The sequence below is a fragment of the Geomonas sp. RF6 genome (assembly GCF_021044625.1).
Classification (GTDB): Bacteria; Desulfobacterota; Desulfuromonadia; order Geobacterales; family Geobacteraceae; genus RF6.
Genome location: NZ_CP087999.1, coordinates 4,637,937 through 4,653,268, shown reverse-complemented (window position 1 = coordinate 4,653,268; position 15,332 = coordinate 4,637,937). Strand labels below are relative to the sequence as shown.

13 protein-coding genes and 2 tRNA genes are annotated in these 15,332 nt (G+C 58.7%); 4 read left to right on the top strand and 11 right to left on the bottom strand.

Translation table 11 applies throughout. The features are described from left to right. Positions 1-39: 39 nt before the first annotated feature. Entirely contained in the window at positions 40-1,683 is a 1,644-nt protein-coding gene (locus tag LPW11_RS19800; protein ID WP_230995590.1) for a methyl-accepting chemotaxis protein, read from the top strand. 207 nt (positions 1,684-1,890) lie between these two features. Here the strand turns inward: LPW11_RS19800 and LPW11_RS19795 are convergent, their stop codons facing one another. The 3 genes from LPW11_RS19795 to LPW11_RS19785 form a co-directional block, all read right to left on the bottom strand. Next, the gene (locus LPW11_RS19795) at positions 1,891-2,688 is read right to left on the bottom strand and encodes an ABC transporter ATP-binding protein (RefSeq protein ID WP_230995589.1); all 798 of its coding nucleotides are present in this window, start codon (positions 2,686-2,688) and stop codon (positions 1,891-1,893) included. Beyond that, entirely contained in the window at positions 2,685-3,590 is a 906-nt protein-coding gene (locus LPW11_RS19790; protein ID WP_230995588.1) for an ABC transporter permease, read from the bottom strand. The genes LPW11_RS19795 and LPW11_RS19790 overlap by 4 nt, the downstream gene beginning before the upstream one ends. 65 nt (positions 3,591-3,655) lie before the next feature. Continuing rightward, positions 3,656-4,645: an ABC transporter substrate-binding protein gene (locus LPW11_RS19785; protein WP_230995587.1), complete on the bottom strand. Its 990-nt coding sequence runs from the start codon at positions 4,643-4,645 to the stop codon at positions 3,656-3,658. Positions 4,646-4,908: 263 nt separating this feature from the next. Here LPW11_RS19785 and LPW11_RS19780 point away from each other — a divergent pair, with 263 nt between their 5' ends. From LPW11_RS19780 to LPW11_RS19770, 3 genes are all read left to right on the top strand, one after another. Beyond that, positions 4,909-5,343, top strand: a complete 435-nt coding sequence (locus LPW11_RS19780; RefSeq protein ID WP_230995586.1) for a hypothetical protein — start codon at positions 4,909-4,911, stop codon at positions 5,341-5,343. A gap of 248 nt (positions 5,344-5,591) precedes the next feature. After that, on the top strand, positions 5,592-7,322 hold the full coding sequence (locus LPW11_RS19775; protein WP_230995585.1) for an MASE3 domain-containing protein: 1,731 nt from the start codon (positions 5,592-5,594) through the stop codon (positions 7,320-7,322). 737 nt (positions 7,323-8,059) lie between these two features. Further along, entirely contained in the window at positions 8,060-9,790 is a 1,731-nt protein-coding gene (locus tag LPW11_RS19770; protein ID WP_230995584.1) for an aldehyde ferredoxin oxidoreductase family protein, read from the top strand. 141 nt (positions 9,791-9,931) lie between these two features. On the opposite strand, the gene LPW11_RS19765 is transcribed toward LPW11_RS19770, so the two are convergent. From LPW11_RS19765 to LPW11_RS19730, 8 genes are all read right to left on the bottom strand, one after another. Further along, entirely contained in the window at positions 9,932-10,102 is a 171-nt protein-coding gene (locus LPW11_RS19765; RefSeq protein ID WP_230995583.1) for a hypothetical protein, read from the bottom strand. 34 nt (positions 10,103-10,136) lie between these two features. Continuing rightward, positions 10,137-10,325, bottom strand: coding sequence for a hypothetical protein (locus LPW11_RS19760; RefSeq protein WP_230995582.1), 189 nt, complete (start codon positions 10,323-10,325; stop codon positions 10,137-10,139). A gap of 240 nt (positions 10,326-10,565) precedes the next feature. Further along, positions 10,566-10,652, bottom strand: a tRNA-Leu gene (locus LPW11_RS19755). An 84-nt stretch (positions 10,653-10,736) separates the two neighbouring features. After that, entirely contained in the window at positions 10,737-11,726 is a 990-nt protein-coding gene (locus LPW11_RS19750) for a sigma-70 family RNA polymerase sigma factor (protein WP_230995581.1), read from the bottom strand. A gap of 714 nt (positions 11,727-12,440) precedes the next feature. Continuing rightward, positions 12,441-12,527 (bottom strand) — tRNA-Leu (locus LPW11_RS19745). A 90-nt stretch (positions 12,528-12,617) separates the two neighbouring features. Then, positions 12,618-13,034, bottom strand: coding sequence for a preprotein translocase subunit SecG (secG, locus tag LPW11_RS19740; protein WP_230995580.1), 417 nt, complete (start codon positions 13,032-13,034; stop codon positions 12,618-12,620). A 66-nt stretch (positions 13,035-13,100) separates the two neighbouring features. Beyond that, entirely contained in the window at positions 13,101-13,856 is a 756-nt protein-coding gene (tpiA, locus tag LPW11_RS19735) for a triose-phosphate isomerase (RefSeq protein WP_230995579.1), read from the bottom strand. Positions 13,857-13,912: 56 nt separating this feature from the next. Continuing rightward, positions 13,913-15,109 (bottom strand): phosphoglycerate kinase, encoded by a 1,197-nt coding sequence (locus tag LPW11_RS19730; RefSeq protein WP_230995578.1) that lies wholly within the window; start codon positions 15,107-15,109, stop codon positions 13,913-13,915. Positions 15,110-15,332: the final 223 nt, after the last annotated feature.

Sequence of the window (15,332 nt, the reverse complement as noted above, 5' to 3'; positions counted from 1 at the left end):
TCTTCTGAATCAGGCTCAGGAAGATAGAGGAGAGGCGTAATGTACAGTTGGATGAATCTGAAGGTGAAGACGAAGTGTCTGGTGCTCGTTGCGTTAGCTGTTGTCACCATGGCTGCGCTGGTGGCCGGGGGGCTCCTCAAGATGCAGGGGATGGCCCGGAGCGAAGAGGATATGAGTGCTGCCGTCCGGCATGTCGGGCTCCTGAACGACCTGAAGGGGCATCTCTTCTCCATGCGGCTCGATGTCGCCCGCATCCTCCTTGTGAAGGATCGCTCAAAGGTCGAGGAACTGGCTCAGGACCTCGAGGTGCAACGGAGCAAGATCGTCGACGGAATCGCGGAGTTCAAAAAAAGCGAACTGGAGCCGAAGGAGAAGGATCTGATAGATATCTTCGCGGCTGGAAGTGAGGCGTACCATGCCGAGGCGGTGAAACTGTCCCGCACCGTGGCAGGGCACCTGGGGGATCCGGCGAAGCGTGAGGAGGACCTGGCCTATGCTACACGAAACATAACTCCGCTGAGCGAGAAGCCCACGAAGGCAATCGTGGAACTTGTGCAGTACAACATCGACGCAGCCGCCGCGACCTACAGGTCCGATCTTTCCGGTTATCACTCATCCATCACCTGGACAGTAGCCATCGGGGCAGCGGCGGCTCTTCTCCTTTGCGCGCTCGGCGTCCTGATTGCCAACTCCATCAGCCGGCCCCTCAGGAGCGTCTTTGGCACCCTGACGGAGGTGGCAGCGGGGGACCTCACCGCCCGATCTTCAATAACGACACGGGACGAGATGGGGATGCTTGCCGGAGAGGTAAACCAGATGGCGCAAACGCTCATGGGGCTCATGCAAAGAGTGGCGAGCAATAGCAGGGCCGTCGCCTCTGCCGCCAGCGACCTGCACGACACCTCGGAGGTCATCTCCAACGGGGCCGACGAGGTCGCCTGCCAGACGGGCACGGTGGCGACTGCCACCGAGGAGATGGCGGCGACTTCCGGTGACATCGCCCAAAACTGCCACCTTGCCGCGGTGGAAGGGAAGGGGGCAACCGCCTCCGCCGAGGCCGGTGCCGCCGTGGTGAAAGAAACCGTGCAGGTTATGTCCCGCATCGCGACAAGGGTGAAAGCGTCAGCCGCTACCGTGGCGAGTCTGGGGCAGCGCAGCGACCAGATAGGCGAAATTGTCGGCACCATAGAGGACATAGCGGACCAGACGAATCTCCTGGCGCTGAACGCCGCGATAGAGGCCGCGCGAGCCGGTGAGCAGGGGCGCGGTTTTGCCGTCGTCGCCGACGAGGTACGTGCGCTTGCCGAGCGGACCACGAAGGCGACGCGGGAAATAGGGGAGATGATCCGCTCCATCCAGGCGGAAACGCGGGATGCCGTGCAGGCGATGGAGGAAGGAGTGCACGAGGTCGGAGCCGGGACGGTGGAGGCGGAGAAGTCGGGGGCGTCTTTGCAGGAGATCCTCGAGAAGGTGTCCGGGGTGACGCTGCAGATCGCCCAGATTGCCACGGCGGCAGAGCAGCAAACGGCGACGACGGCGGAGATCTCCAGCAACATCACGCAGATCACCGGCGTCGTGCAAAGGACCTCCAGTGGTGCCCATCATTGCGCGGGCGCGGCAAGTGACCTTGCAACCCTCGCGGAGGACCTGCAGAGCCTGGTGGGGAAGTTCAAGCTGGCGTAGAAAGGGGTCATGCTTTACGTTGTTGTATGTAGCAATGTAGGCCGGAATAAGCGCAGCGTTTCCGGCAAAAAGCGGCATTGCAGGATCACCAGAGTCTGCCGGGAACGCCTCCGGCTTATCCCGGCCTACATTACATCTGCTGAATGATAAAAAGGCGCCGGAGGATTTCCCTCCGGCGCCTTTTCTCTCTCAAAGATCCCGTTTCTCTCAGTCCTCCGAGAGTAAGGTCCGGTCGTTCTCGAAGCTCTTGTGGCGGATTTCGTGGAACTTCTCGATGAGCCGCTCGACGGTGAGCTCCTTTTTCGCCTGCCCCTCGACGTCGAAGATGATTTCCCCCTTGTCCATCATGAGGAGCCTGTTTCCAAACTCGATGGCGTGGGTCATGTTGTGGGTGATCATCATCGCGGTCAGCTTGTATTCCTCGATGAACTTGTTCGTCAGTTCCAGGACGATCTCCGCGTTCTTCGGGTCGAGCGCCGCGGTGTGCTCGTCCAGGAGAATCAGGTCCGGCTTCGAAAGGACCACCATCAGGAGGGTCAGCGCCTGTCTCTGACCGCCGGAGAACATGGCCAGGTTCTCCTTCATGCGGTCCTCAAGCCCCATCCTGAGCTGGACGAGCTCGGAGCGGAAGAGCTCCCTCTTGGCGTGGTTGAGGCTGCGCTTCAGCCACTTGAACCCCTTGCGGTAGGTGATCATCATGTTGTCTTCCAGGCTCATGTTGCCGGCGGTCCCCAGCAACGGATTCTGAAAGATGCGGCCGATGTACTTCGCGCGCTTGTACTCCGGCTCCCGCGTCACGTTCCGGTTGTTCAGGTGGATGGAGCCGAAGGTCGGCGTTATCGTCCCGGCGATCAGGTTGAAAAGCGTCGACTTCCCTGCTCCGTTGGAGCCGATAACGGTGATGAAGTCCCCTTCTTTCACCCTCAGGTTGATGTTGGAGATGGCCTGGTTTTCGTTCACCGTCCCCTGGTTGAAGATCATCGATACGTCTTTAAGCTCGATCATTTGCTCACCACCCCCCTGGACGGTTTCTTCAGTTTCCTGCTCTGGGTCGCGACAAGGAGGATGATGATCAGGATACCCTTTATGAGGTTCAGGTCGTTCGGTGTCATCTTCACGAGATAGCCGTAGTAGCGCCCGACGTAGAGGACTCCGTGGAAGCAGATCGAGCCCAGGAGCGCGCAGAGGGTCAGCACCGAGATGCGGTTGCTCTTCATGATCAGGAACTCGCCGATCATGACGGAGGCGAGGCCGGAGATGATGATCCCCTGGCCGAGACCGACGTCGGCAAAGCCTAAGTACTGCGCGGCGAAGGCGCCTGAGAGGGCCACGAGACCGTTGGAGAGACCAAGGCCGATTGCCTTCAGCGTCTTCGGGTCGACCCCCTGGGAGACAACCATCTGCTCGTTGTTCCCCATCGCCCCGATGGTGAGACCGAGGTCGGTGCGGAAGAACATGTCGAGCAGCACCTTGATGATGATCGCCACGATCACGAAGAAGACGAGGACCTGGTACTCTTCGGGGACGATTCCCTCGAGCCTCGCGGCAACGAAGGTGAGGACGGTGTCCTGGTTCAGGAGCGGGACGTTGGCGCGGTTGCCGAGAACCCTGATGTTCACCGAGTAGAGCATCGTCATGGTGAGGATGCCGGCCAGCAGGTTCGGCACCTTCAGGTGGTTGTGGATGAGGGCGGTGGCGTACCCGGCGATGACACCGCCGGCAAAGGCGATCAACAGAGCAACCCAGAGGTTTATCCCGGAGAGGATGCAGGTCGCCATCAGTGCAGCCCCCAGCGGAAAGGAACCGTCCACCGTGAGGTCAGGGAAGTCGAGCACCCGGAAGGAGATGAACACCCCGAGTACCATGATCCCGTAAATGAGTCCTTCTACGAAAATCCCTTCGATCATAAAAACGCTACTTCCTTACCTTGGACTGGCGACAGGCGCCCAAGCGGGCGCCGTCGCTGTTTTCACTACTTCTTGGTGAGCGCGCCGTTCTGTACCACCTTGTTGGCGGTCTTCACGAGATCCTGCGGCACGGCAAGGCCGAGCTTCTTCGCCACGTCGAGGTTGATGAGGAGGTCGACGTCGGAAGCCTTGGTCATGAAGCGGGTCGGCATCTGCTCAGGCTTTTTCCCCTTGAGGATAGCGGCGACCATCTGGCCGGTGACGCGCCCCATCTTGTAGTAGTCAAAGCCCCAGGCGGCGAGGACCGGGAACTTCTCTGCGGAGCTCGGGTCCGCGGACATGACCGGGATCTTGTTTTTCATTGCAACGTCGGTGACCGCGCTCAGGGCGGAGACGACGGTGTTGTCGGTGGAGATGTAGAGGGCGTCGACCCTTCTCACGATCGCCTGTACTGCCTGCTTCACCTCGGAGGACTTGGAGACGGTCGTCTCCACGAATTCGATGTTGAGATCCTTGCACGCCTGCTTCACGACGCCGGCGAGGACCACCGCGTTCTCCTCGGAGCTCGTGTAGATGTGGCCGAGTCTCTTCACCTTCTTCATCTTGAGGAGAAGCTCGATCTGCTGCTTTACCGGGGTCATGTCGGAGACGCCGGTGACATACTTGCCACCCTTCGTGAGGGACCTGACGAGGCCGGCCTTGACCGGGTCGGTGACGGCGGAGAATACCACCGGAGTCGTTTTCAGTGTGTTGACCAGCGCCTGCGCGGTCGGGGTCGCGATGCCTACTGCGACGGCCACTTTCTCGGACTGGAATTTGTTGGCGATGGAGGCTGCCGTGTTGGAGTCGCCGTTGGCATTCTGCAGGTCGAACTGCGCGGAGATCTTCAGCGCGGCGAGCTCGTCCTGGAGACCTTTCTCAACGGCATCGAGGGCGGGGTGGGAGACGATCTTGGAGACGCCGATGAGAGGTCTCGAAGCATCTGCTGCAAAGACGGAGGATACGGAGAGGGCAACTGCAAGTACTGCTGACGCCAGGCTTACTCTTTTTCTCACTGGTCAACTCCTATCACCATTGTATTTTCCATGCCGTCGCAAGTTCGCGCCGGAAGGAATTGAATTGAAAGCATGGGAGAATAACACTGCGATTCACGCTGCGTCAACGGCTTTGTCGGTCACAGTTAACAAAAAGTTGTCGCCCCCAAATCACTGGAGACTGTTTTCCAGTTTTTATTGGTGGACTAGCAGAAGTTGTGATAGTATTCATGGGCTTTTATGACTTCTTCTTAACCTCCATCTTCAGACAAGGAGAAAGTGTGATGCAATGTAGTGCTTTTAAATATGGAGCAACGATCATTCTTCTAGCATTTGCGCTGGCCGGGTGCGGCGGCGGAGGCGGGGGTGCCGGGCAGACAGCAGCCGGAACAGCGCCTGCTATCTTCAACCTCCAGTACACACCAAATGCGACCACCGTAAATACCGTCACCAGCGTCGGTTGGCGCTTCGACTTCAGCGATCCGGACGGCGACGTTTCCACCGGTACCTACACCGTGTACAACCCCAGCGGCGCGCAGGTCTTTTCAAAGACGATCACCCTCACAATCCCTTCCGGCAAAACGGTCGGCACCTACAACGGCACAACCACCAACGTCATGTTTCTTACGCCCGGGACGTACACCGCCAGGATGTACCTCACCGACAGCGCCGGCTCCGATTCGAACTCCCTCACCGCGACCTTCAACATCACGCAGTAGTGGACCCACTGTCGGCAGGGAGTTGTGCGATCCGGTGCTGGACATGCCGCGAGTGCCAACAGGGCGCGCGGACGGGACGGCTTTACCCCTTGATTCGAAGGCAAAGGTGAAGGCACAATAGAGCACGGCCAGTTGCCGGCGGGATCCGGTATGGCATCTGGAGGGAGGTTGCCGGACGGTATCGGCCGACGACTCCGCGTCCCGCAATGGGAAACTTTCTATAGCGACCAGGCATCAGAGGTATTGGCGTGGAGTACACCGAGACAACCGAAAAGAAAGGAAGCTTCACCTACTGGATCTTCATGGCCTGCGTCGTCGTCGGCCTCTATTTCACGAGGTCGTTGAGCTATCTCCTCTTTCACAGCATCGTTGAGCTCTTCAGCATAATCGTCGCCGCTTCCGTCTTCATCATCACCTGGAAATCGGTTCGGTACATAAAGAACCCATACCTCCTCATGGTCGGAGTCGCCTCCCTCTTCATCGGGATACTCGACCTGCTGCATACCCTCTCCTTCAAGGGGATGCGGATATTTCTCGACTACGATTACTACGCGAACCAGCTGTGGGTCTCGGCGCGCTTCCTGGAGAGCCTGACGCTCCTTGCCGCGTTCAGCCTCCTGTACACGAAAAAGAGGGTCGACATGCGTGCGGCCATCCTCGGCTACGCGCTCGTCACCTTCTTCCTGATCGCCAGCATCTTCTACTGGAAGATCTTCCCCATCTGCTTCATCGAGGGGCAGGGGCTCACCCCCTTCAAGGTCTACAGCGAATACGTCATCTGCGGCATCCTTATCGCCAGCCTCTTCCTCCTGATGAGAAACAAGGACCGCTTCTCCGCAGCGGTGTACAGGCTCCTCTTCTTTTCCATCGTCTACACCATTGTCTCAGAGCTCTGCTTTACCCTGTACACCGACAACTACGGCATCGCCAACATGGTCGGGCACTACTTCAAGCTCTTCTCCTTCGCCGCCATTTATCAGGCGATAGTTTCCACCGGGATCGAGGAGCCGTACGACCTGATCTTCAAGGAACTGCACGAGACAAACAGGGCTCTCGAGGAAGAAGTGGCGCGCAGGCAGAAAGTGGAGGCGGCGCTCAAGGAGAACGAGGAAAAGCTGCAGGCCTACAACGAAGAGCTGCAGGCGCGCAGCGAGGAGCTCCAGGACCGCAACGTGGAACTTGCGCACCTCTGGGACAAGTCGCGGCAGTCGGAGGAGGCTCTGCAAAAGCTGAATGAGGTGCTCGACAAGCGGGTAGCGGAACGTACCCAGGAGCTGCGCGAAAAGGATCATCTTCTGATGCAGCAAAGCAGGCTCGCTGCGATGGGAGAGATGATCAACAACATCGCCCATCAGTGGCGCCAGCCGCTCAACTCTCTCGGGCTGCTCGTCCAGGAGATTCCCCTTCTGGTAGAACTGGGGGAGGTCGATGAAGCTGCCGTGACGCGGAACTCCGCGAAGTCGATGGAGCTCGTGAAGCATATGTCGCAGACGATCGAGGACTTCAGGAACTTCTTCAGGCCGGACCGTGAAAAGGTGGTCTTCCACATCTCGCACGAGGTCCGCAGGACGCTCTCCCTCATCGAGGGGAGCCTCGAAGGGAAGGGGATCAAGGTCGAGGTCGTTGTCAATGACGATGCCGTGGTCACCGGCTTCCCGAACGAGTTCTCCCAGGTGCTGATCAACATCATCAACAACGCCCGGGACGCACTGGTAGAGCGCGAGGTCGAGGACCCGAGGGTGGTGATCACCGTCGGCACGGAAGAGGGGAGGGCGATTGTTACTATCGCCGACAACGCGGGGGGGATCCCCCAGGAGATCATGGGGAAGATCTTTGCCCCCTACTTCACCACCAAAGGACCGCAAAACGGCACGGGAGTCGGTCTCTTCATGTCCAAGAACATCATCGAGCGAAGCATGGGCGGCCTTCTCACCGTCCGCAATGTGGAGGAGGGCGCAGAATTTCGCATCGTCGTCTGAATCCCCTCGCAGGTCACCTCCTGATTTTCCGCCCCCCGTCACAGTAACGCCATGGAGCCGGTTTCTCAGCATCCCCAACGGTGCTACACGATTGCCCGGTTCGATTCCCTTCCCTGTCTCATGGCACTGTGCTGCGTGAGAAGGTCATTGGGCGGGTCCGGCATCGACATCACAGACCGCAGCAGACGCCGGATGTCGGGGACCGGTGTCAGGAGATGCCAAACGTCAGCTAGCACGTAAGCATCAGCACATTGGCTGAAACTTAAGTCTTCTTTTCCCAAACTCTCACGATAAGAACCTATCCATATTGCCGCTCCCCCTTTACCTTCACTGTGTCGGGACGTGTCTACTGAAGCTCTCAAAGCAGAGTCACTGTTACTTCTCACCGGTCTCCCTCAAAAATAAATCTCCACTCAGTAACTTCACCAGACACCATTACCGCGAAAGTCACAGTGAGTGATATTGCCATCCTGTGAAGTCACCATGCGCATCCACCTCTGTCAAACACTTCTTACAATGCTTCTGCCTCTTTCTGCTAGCACAACGCCGTGGGTTGACTGTTACAGCCTGCTGCGCCCTAACGTCCCGCGGCATAAAGGTTTTGCTGTTGCATGGGCAAATGACGTGGAGTATCTTAGAAGCTGTACTAAGTTCCATGCGACCTTTTTGGAGGAGGGAAAACCGTGCGGTGGCGGCCCTGGCGGGTGCTGGAGCCGCCGACAGGAAGGAGATGGAAAATGGATAAGATTTATCGCGTCAACATGACGGACCAAACCTGCAAGCTTGAAACCGTTCCCGCCGAATGGGCTCCACACGGCGGGCGCGGTCTGACATCCACCATAGTGGCCGCCGAGGTGCCGCCGACTTGCGACGCACTCGGACCCAACAACAAACTCGTTTTTGCTCCGGGCCTTCTGACCGGTACTGCAGCCGCTCAAAGCGGACGCCTCTCGGCAGGGGCAAAGAGCCCCCTCACTGGAACGATAAAAGAGAGTAACGCAGGGGGGACTGCCGCTCAGCAGCTGGCACGGCTGGGGATAAAGGCAATCATCATCGAGGGGAAACCCGCCGACAACAAGTGGTACAGCCTCCACGTCACCAACAGCGGCATCACCGTTCAGGAAGAGAACGAACTGGTGGGGAAAGGGAATTTCGCCGTAATCGAGGCATTGGAAGGGCGCCTCGGGAAGAAAATCGGTGTGATCAGCATCGGCCAAGCCGGTGAGTTCCTCATGACCGCATCGAACATTTCCGTGAAGGACCCGGACTCCAAGATCCGTAGCCACGGCCGTGGCGGGCTCGGCGCAGTCATGGGGTCGAAGCGGATCAAATTCATATCTGTAGACGACGCCGGCGCTCCGGGCGTGGTGGTGTCCGATCCCGACAAGTTCAAGGTTGCGGCAAGGACCTTCGCGAAGGCACTTCTCGACCACCCCGTCTCCGGGCAGGGACTCCCGACATACGGCACGAACGTCCTCGTCAACATCCTGAACGAGGCGGGCGGGCTACCGACCAGGAACTTCACCACCGGACAATTCGAATTCCACGACAAGATCTCCGGCGAGACGATGCACGACATCATCGCCGCCCGCGGTGGCAAGACGAAACACGGCTGCCATCCGGGGTGCGTCATCCAGTGCTCGCAGGTCTACCCGGACCCGGAAGGGAAGTACCTGACCTCCGGTTTCGAATATGAGACCATCTGGGGGCTCGGTGCGGACTGCTGCATCAACGAGCTCGACGACATCGCGAAGGCCGACAACATCATGGACGACATAGGCGTCGACTCCATCGAGACGGCCGTCATGTTCGGCGTCGCCATGGAGGCGGGGATACTCCCCTTTGGGGACGGGAAGGGGGTGCAGCGGCTCCTCACGGACGAGATCGCCGTGGGGACACCCCTTGGCCGCATCCTCGGTAACGGCGCCGGCTCCGTTGGGCGCACCTACGGCGTGGTACGGACTCCTGTGGTGAAAAACCAGGGTATTCCTGCCTATGACCCGCGGTCGGTGAAGGGGATCGGTGTTACCTACGCAACGAGCACCATGGGTGCCGACCACACCTCCGGCTATACCATCGCCACGAACATCCTGAACGTCGGCGGTCACGTCGATCCGCTGAAAAAAGAAGGGCAGGTGGAACTCTCCAGAAACCTCCAGATTGCCACCGCTGCTGTCGACTCGACCGGGATGTGCATCTTCGTCGCCTTCCCGGCACTGGATATCCCCGAGTGCCTGCCGGCCCTGATCGACATGCTCAATGCACGCTTCGGGATCAACCTGACCGGTGACGACGTCATTGCGCTCGGGAAGTACATCCTGAAGACCGAGCATGAGTTCAACAGGAAGGCGGGGTTCAACAACGCCCACGACAGGCTCCCCGAATTCTTCAAGTACGAGCCGGTCGCGCCGCACAATGCCTTGTGGGACTTCAGCGACGAGGAACTGGACGAGTTCTGGAACTTCTAGCCCCGTCCTGATCCGCTCCCGGCGCTGCGGTGGAAGCAGTGCCGGGAGCTCCCTGCATCACGATCTCGTCGCACAAAACAGAAAAGCCCTCGGCGGTGGCCAAGGGCTTTTCTTTACTTCTTCTTCCGGTACCGGCCCGGATCAGTGGCAGGCACTCCCTTCCTGTGAATTGAGGAAGTGAATCACGTCGAGCAGGTTGATCATCCTGCGATAGATGACGTTCTTCTCCCGGATATCCGGTGCCTCATTCAATGCATCCTTCAACTGCTGGTATTGCTCGTTGGCGAGCGCCAGCGCCTTCCTGTTCTTCAAGGGACATCTTTCTTGCCGCTCGCGGCCTGGAGCCTCAGACGCCACCACAGGAGCCGTTGAACTCGACGCTGCCGATGCTGCCTTCGCTGTCGAAGATTTCTTCCTGGACCGAGCCGCAGGAAAAGATGATTTTCTCGCTCACGAGATACCTGCTCTGGCGCTCAACGGTGTGGCTGACAGCGTGGCTGTGGCAGTCGACGCAGGTGCGGGTCTTTCTGGTCATTCTCTTTCTCCTCACGTCTTTCATATGGCGCAACCGTGCGACGGAGCTAACGGCATCCTGGCAACATCAGGTTGCGGTTGGAAGATGGTGTAAGTGCGTCTCTCTGGCACGGCAGGGATGCTCTACCGCAGGGGGCAGGGGGTGGGCGAGGAGCGCAGACTCTTTTTCAAAGTGCCGGAGGGCACACAAAAAGCCCGGCTTTTTAGGCCGGGCTTCGAAGGATCTTTCTGTGTTTCTGGATGGTGCCGAAGACGAGACTCGAACTCGTATGGGCTGTTGCCCGCCACCCCCTCAAGATGGTGTGTCTACCAATTCCACCACTTCGGCGCGAAGAATCAAGTGTGTAACACAGGGCTGATGCCGAAGTCAACAAAATAATTTTCCCGAGGCTCCGTTCCCCTCTTTGCTCCTTCAGTTGCAGGAGCAGGCCATCGGCTGGCGCGGGGCGTCGATGAGGGACCGCAACTTCTGCAATGCCTTCGCCTCTATCTGGCGGATGCGCTCCCGGGTGACGCCGAAGCGCTGCCCAATCGTATCCAGCGTCTGCGGTTCCTCGTCGTTCAGCCCAAAGCGAAGCCTCAGGACTGTCCTCTCCGTCTCCGAGAAGGTCTCCAGTAGGTCGGCCACTGCACGGAAGCTGCTGGCGTCCTCGGAAAGGGTCGCAGGGGAGGCGGTCGAGGTGTCTTCCAGCGTCTCCATCAGGCTCTGGTCGGTATCCTCTCCGCGGGGGACATCGAGGGAGTACGCCTTCCTCATGTACACCATCAGCTTCCGCACGTTCCCTTCGTCGCAGGAAAGTTCCGCGGCGATCTCCCTGATCGACGGCTCTCGCTTCAGTTTCACTCGCAGGGCTGTGGCGACGCGATTCATCCTGCTCACCTCTTCGGCTATGTGTACCGGAAGCCTCACGGTGCGGGACTGGTTCACCAGGGCCCTTTCCACGGCTTGCCTGATCCACCAGGTCGCATAGGTGGAGAAGCGACATTCCTTCTCCACCCGGAAGCGATCCACCGCCTTCATGAGCCCCAGGTTCCCTTCCTCTATGAGGTCGGCAAAGGGGAGCCCCCTGTTCATGTACCGCTTGCTGATGCTGACCACGAGCCGCAGGTTCGCCAGGATCATCTTTTCACGCGCGCTCTTGTCTCCCAGGGCAATTTTCCGGGCAAGTTCCCTTTCCTCCTCTGCGGAGAGGAGCTTTGTCCTTCGGACCTCCAGGAGGTAAAGCTTGATGACGTCGTTGCACCCTTCCATCTCCGGGGCGATCTCTTCCACGTCATCACAGAGGACCTCTTCCGCTTCTTCGGAAAGTTCATCCGCCACGAGCTCCAGATCCTGCTCCGTATCGACGAAAAAGGGGAGCCTCTCGCCGATCACATCCTCATTGATCACATTGCATTCCATACGTCACCTCCCGTCGGTTTTGGACACAGGATTATTTCAGGATGCGTGCCAATGTGCAGATGGGCGATTTGCTTGAGGAGAGGGAGGGGAGGGGGTGAGAAAAATGGATCAGGGCGGGGGATGAGTCGGATTTTGCGACAGGGATGCTCACCTTAGCAAGAGGCCTGCAGTGCCCCCCTTTGAGCAGCCTCGACCCGTGAATTCTGGGGAACCCATAGTCTGTTTCAACGAAGCTCGGCACGAGACCTCGCGTCCCCCCCTTTGCGAAGGGGGGACAGGGGGGATTTGACTTGGCCAGGACCGTCCTACGAAGTGCGCAATCGCTGTGGTCTCAAGCATTTCTTGATTCGAGTGTGCAAAAAAACCGGTGGGGCCTGTGTCGTAGATCTTTAGACTGCCGCAGCACTGTGGTTCGACGACCGAGATGTACTGTTAAAGCTGCGGTTCTGGAGGAGTTGTTCGTATGGTACCAACAAAAAGCAAATCCCCCCTGTCCCCCCTTCGCAAAGGGGGGAACATTGGGCCTTCTGCAGTGCTGCGTGGCATTGGACCCACGCTCCCCCGGAATTCCCGGATGAACCTTCGCAAAGGGGGGAACGTAGCGCGAAAGGGGGGCAGGCGTGCCATACTCATGCAAAGCTGGCGGGGTAGGACACAGAACGAAAACAGCCCGGCTGGTAGGCCGGGCTTCATTACTTTTTAGCGATTTCTAGATGGTGCCGAAGACGAGACTCGAACTCGTATGGGCTGTTGCCCGCCACCCCCTCAAGATGGTGTGTCTACCAATTCCACCACTTCGGCATCAAGTGAACCACTTTATATCATTACGTTTATCAGGAAGTCAATGAAAAATTTGGGACGCTTTTACTTTTTTGCTGCTTCCCGAAAATCCTACTTTGCTGCGGGTGCTGCCGGTGCTACCGGGGTAGTTGCCGGCTGTACCGGTGCGGTGTTCGGCTTCGCAGGTACGGCGCCTGGGCCCGCAGGGGTTGCCGGCTTCTGCTGCAGCGGAAGCCCGCCCATCGGGGCAGGTTTCGCCTTCGGTGCCGTGCGGGAAGACATGATGGAGGAGCCGCCACCCTGACCGGAAAGGTAGGCGAGGGTCAGCGAGGTAAGCATGAAGATGACAGCTGCACTGGTCGTGAGCTTGCTCATGAAAGTGTTGCCACCACCGGCGCCAAATACAGACTGGCTGCCGCTGGCACCGAAAGAGGCGCCCATTTCGGCACCCTTACCGGACTGCAGCAGTACAATTACGATGAGTGCGAAACAAACAATGACGTGCAGTGTTATCAGTACGTAAATCATTAAGGCAATTACCTCCCGAAAATTCGAATACCTCTTTTAGCACATCGCTTTCGAAAAACAAAGCGATTATTCATTGTAGCGTACGATTGAGGCGAAGGTGTCTCCCTTCAGGCTGGCGCCGCCAACAAGCGCCCCGTCTATGTCCGCGCATGCCATGAGCCCCTTGGCGTTGTCCGGTTTCACGCTTCCGCCGTAGAGGATGCGGGTGGCATCGGCGGTCCCCCTGCCGAAGATGTCGGCGAGCACCCCCCTGATGAAGGCGTGTGCCTCCTGCGCCTGCCCTTCGGTTGCGACCTTCCCGGTGCCGATGGCCCATACCGGTTCGTAGGCGACGATGACAGGCTTCACCACCTCTGCAGGGAGGTCGGCCAGTCCGCCACGGATCTGCCTTTCCAGCACCTCGAAGGTCTTTCCTCCCTCGCGCTCGTCGAGCGTCTCTCCTATGCACATGATAGGGATCAAGCCCCCCTTCAGCGATGCCTTCATCTTCTTGTTCACCGTCTCGTCCGTTTCGGAGAAGTACTGGCGCCTCTCCGAGTGCCCGATGATGGTGTGGCTGCACCCTGCATCGAGGAGCATGCGGGGGGAAACCTCGCCGGTAAAGGCGCCTTCCTCTTCCCAGAAGACGTCCTGGGCGGAGAGGGCGATGTCGGTCCCGGAAAGGGCGGTCTTAACAGTCGGCAACACGGTGAAGACCGGTGCCACGATGATTTCCACCTGCGTCACTCCCTTCACCTTGCTCGCCAGCTCGGTGATGAGGGCGAGGGCTTCGTCTTTGGTCTTGAAAAGCTTCCAGTTGCCGGCAATTACGGGCTTTCTCATGGTACCCCTCCTTTGGTAGTTGGTGCAGTAAATGGAATCAGTGTGCTGGTGTACGACTACTTCCCCTTTTCCTCAAGCGCCTTTACGCCGGGAAGGATTTTCCCTTCCAACAGTTCCAGGAATGCGCCCCCGCCGGTGGAGATGTAGCTCACCTTGGAGGCTGCGCCCGCGCGGTTTACCAGCACGTCGGTGTCTCCGCCGCCGACGATGGTGAGGGCGTTGGTGCCGGTCACGGCGGTCACCATGTCGAAGGAGCCCTTTGCAAAGGCATCCATCTCGAAGACCCCCATCGGGCCGTTCCACACGATCGTCTTTGCGTCCTTCAGCGCCTCGGCGAATTCCTTCACCGACTCGGGCCCAATGTCGAGGGCCATCCAGCCGTCGGGAATCTCGTCGACGGAGACGGTTTTCTTTTCGGCGTTGGCGTCGAATTTGTCCGCCACCACGCAGTCCACGGGGAGGTAGAACTTGATCCCTTTCTCCTGTGCCTTTTTGTAGGTGTTGAGAGAGGTGTCGATGAGGGTGTCCTCGACGAGGGAATTGCCGACGCTCTTGCCGAATGCTTTCAGGAAGGTGAAGGCCATGCCGCCGCCGACGATGATCTTGTCCACCTTGTCGCAGAAGGCGTCGAGCACCTCGATCTTGCCGGAGACTTTGGCGCCGCCGAGGATCGCCACCAACGGGCGCTCAGGGTTTGTCATCGCCTTCTCGAAGTAGTTCATCTCGTTTTTCATCAGGAAGCCCGCGGTTACCACCGGGAGGTAGCCGGTGATCGCTTCAACGGAGGCATGGGCGCGGTGCGAGACGGCAAAGGCATCGTTCACGTACACCTCGCAGTTTCCTGCCAACGCCTTGGCGAACTCCTGGTCGTTCTTCTCCTCACCGGGGTAGAAGCGTACGTTCTCCAGCATCACCACTTCACCGGGCTGCATTGCGTCGACGATCCCTTTGACTTCGTCCCCTATGCAATCGGGAGCGAGCTTCACCTCTTTTCCGATCAGTTCCGACAGGCGTTTCGCGGCCGGCGCCATCGAGTACTTCGGGTTCTTCTCACCTTTGGGGCGCCCGAGGTGCGAGGCGATCACGACCTTCGCGTTCTGTCCGAGCACGTAGTTTATGGTCGGAAGGACCGCACGGATCCTGGTGTCTTCGGTGATGTTGCGGCTGTCGTCCAGCGGTACATTGAAGTCGACCCGCATAAAGATCTTCTTCCCTGCCAGATTCCCGATTTCATCGATGTAGCGGATTGCCATAGTGCCTCCTTTGACTGTACTTCCTTATAGGAATTTCGATAGCATAGCATGGTTTTGCTTTTGTGGTGCTTGAGAGGTTCCAGCTCCACCGGCTCCCCAGAAGGGGGAGGGGAGGCATGTAGGCAGGTAGGCCGGGATAAGCCGCAGGCGTTCCCGGCGTCGGCGCAGCCGATAGGTGGCGCAGCAAATTGCCGGAAACGCTGGGCTTATTCCGGCCTACATC